The organism is Pedobacter sp. HMWF019, assembly GCF_003061025.1.
Lineage (GTDB): Bacteria > Bacteroidota > Bacteroidia > Sphingobacteriales > Sphingobacteriaceae > Pedobacter.
The window spans coordinates 1-1,913 of the sequence record NZ_QAIL01000058.1 but is presented as its reverse complement, the minus strand read 5'-3'; the positions used below and the strand labels follow the sequence as shown (position 1 = coordinate 1,913).

Sequence of the window (1,913 nt, the reverse complement as noted above, 5' to 3'; positions counted from 1 at the left end):
CTTTTAAGGTTTTGTTTTAATATCCGTCCTTTTACAAACTGTGTACCACATCGGCTGTGGGAAACAGTTCTATCTAGAGATTTCACTCTCCCCAAGTTCGAGACTTGAAAGCATCCTGCAAAATCAGGAATGTCTCTCCAAATCTCGCCTTCAAGTTGAGGGGAATTAACATCTTGATAAGGATACTTTCTTTCTGAGATCATAATAAGTGCATTGTTAAGACATAACAAAAATCATAAACCACCATTGTAGATTAAAGTACCAAGGTATCCTTGTGATGAACAGCATCGTTTACCAAAGTTATATGGCGATCTGACGAGTCTATAGGCACATACCCATAAGGTTTATAATTCTCCTTAGTCATACCCTTCGGAAATGGGCGAGAAATAATTAATGTTCTTTGTTTAGCCTCAGTTAATGTATCAATGAAGGATTTATTAAGTACTATCTTGCCTTTAAATTGACTTGTGATCTCAATTTTTTTTATTGTATCAGGATAATGAAAATAATACTCTCCAGTCGGACTACCTTTAATATCCTCACCAACCTTGTCAAATATGACCTGATTGTTTACTTTGACTAGTAAATGTTCTTTAGGATAGAGCATTGAAAGAAAAACAGTGAAGTTAGCACTATCCTTCGTTCCAACTCCATAGTCCTTAGTTGTCTTATTTTGACATCCATAACCTAGACATAAAAAAGGCACGAGTATATAATACAATCTTTTCATCATTTCTTTTTTGGAATATTGTTATAATTGAGATTTCCATTATACAAATTGGTTACAATTGTCTGCACCTGGCCCTGGGTCGCTTTGCCGACAGTGTTGTTGAAAAATCTAACTGCATTAACACTTGGACCTAATGTTCCAGCGTCGACGGCATTACTGGTATAGTTCATAAAGTTTGCTTCTACATAAGGGCTATTTGAACTGTTATAAAAAGATTGCATAGCACCAGGCGCTGGTTTTCCATTGGCTAATTTCCCCTCTTTTTTAGGTTCAAATGTATGATATAAGCCCCCAGTATGGCCAATCTCATGAATTAACGTTTTCTTATCAATAAAGTTACCCTTTTCGTCAATACTTTCAGAATTTAACCTGAGAAATTTGCCACCCATCTGCGCATCGCCACCTATAGTCTTACCGTCTTTCGTTTTTTCAAACTTATTTCCCGCCTGAATGTCAATTAAGCTCTCAAAATCATTTAACTGGTCAGCGGATTTTACTTCACGAATCAGCATCTGTGCATTAACATTTCCCTGGCCAAATACATTTTCAAATTCTTTTACCTGATTTGCCATAAATTTCTTCATATCAATATTTTTTCCCGATGAATTCATTACTGGAGTTGCTACCTTTGAGTAGACAGCAAGTTAAGTGAATTTGGTAACTTAACAGAAATTATGTCACGAGAAAGAAAATCGTATCCAAAAGAGTTCAAAGTAATGAGCGTTGAACTGAGTAACACCCGGACAGACCTGAGTAGTCTGGCCAAAGAACTGGATATCAGTCCGGCATTGTTGTATCGCTGGCGGAAGGAGTTTTCCAGCAAACAAGGCAGTAGCTTTCCAGGAAATGGGAAAGTCCTACTCAGCGCAGCTGAGCAAGAGCTGGCGTTAGTGAAGAAAGAATTGCGTGAAACACAGATGGAGCGCGATATTTTAAAAAAGGCTATCAGCATTTTCTCCAAGGGCGACAACAAATATTCGGGTTCATAAAGGATCACAGCAGAATATTTTTAGTTGGGAAGATGTGTTCAGTATTTAAAGTGAGCAGGGCTGGATTTAACAAATGGACAGTCAGTAGTCCTTCAAACAGAAGTGCTGAAAATCAGATGATTGAAACTGAGGTTTTACAAGCTTTTGAGAACAGCAAAAAGATATATGGCAGTCCCAGAATAACCTTGGAACTG

At 37.5% G+C, this 1,913-nt stretch carries 4 protein-coding genes; 1 reads left to right on the top strand and 3 read right to left on the bottom strand.

Features of this window, described 5'->3' with window-relative positions:
- The 3 genes from DBR11_RS04045 to DBR11_RS04035 form a co-directional block, all read right to left on the bottom strand.
- Positions 1–203 (bottom strand): NUMOD4 domain-containing protein (locus tag DBR11_RS04045; RefSeq protein WP_233260637.1); only part of this gene is annotated, 203 nt, incomplete at its 3' end.
- A gap of 50 nt (positions 204–253) precedes the next feature.
- On the bottom strand, positions 254–733 hold the full coding sequence (locus DBR11_RS04040; protein ID WP_108550332.1) for a hypothetical protein: 480 nt from the start codon (positions 731–733) through the stop codon (positions 254–256).
- Entirely contained in the window at positions 730–1,314 is a 585-nt protein-coding gene (locus DBR11_RS04035; RefSeq protein WP_146186452.1) for a hypothetical protein, read from the bottom strand. The genes DBR11_RS04040 and DBR11_RS04035 overlap by 4 nt, the downstream gene beginning before the upstream one ends.
- 90 nt (positions 1,315–1,404) lie before the next feature.
- On the opposite strand from DBR11_RS04035, the gene DBR11_RS04030 reads away from it, so the two are divergent.
- Positions 1,405–1,719, top strand: a complete 315-nt coding sequence (locus DBR11_RS04030) for a transposase (protein WP_108550330.1) — start codon at positions 1,405–1,407, stop codon at positions 1,717–1,719.
- Positions 1,720–1,913 lie beyond the last annotated feature (194 nt).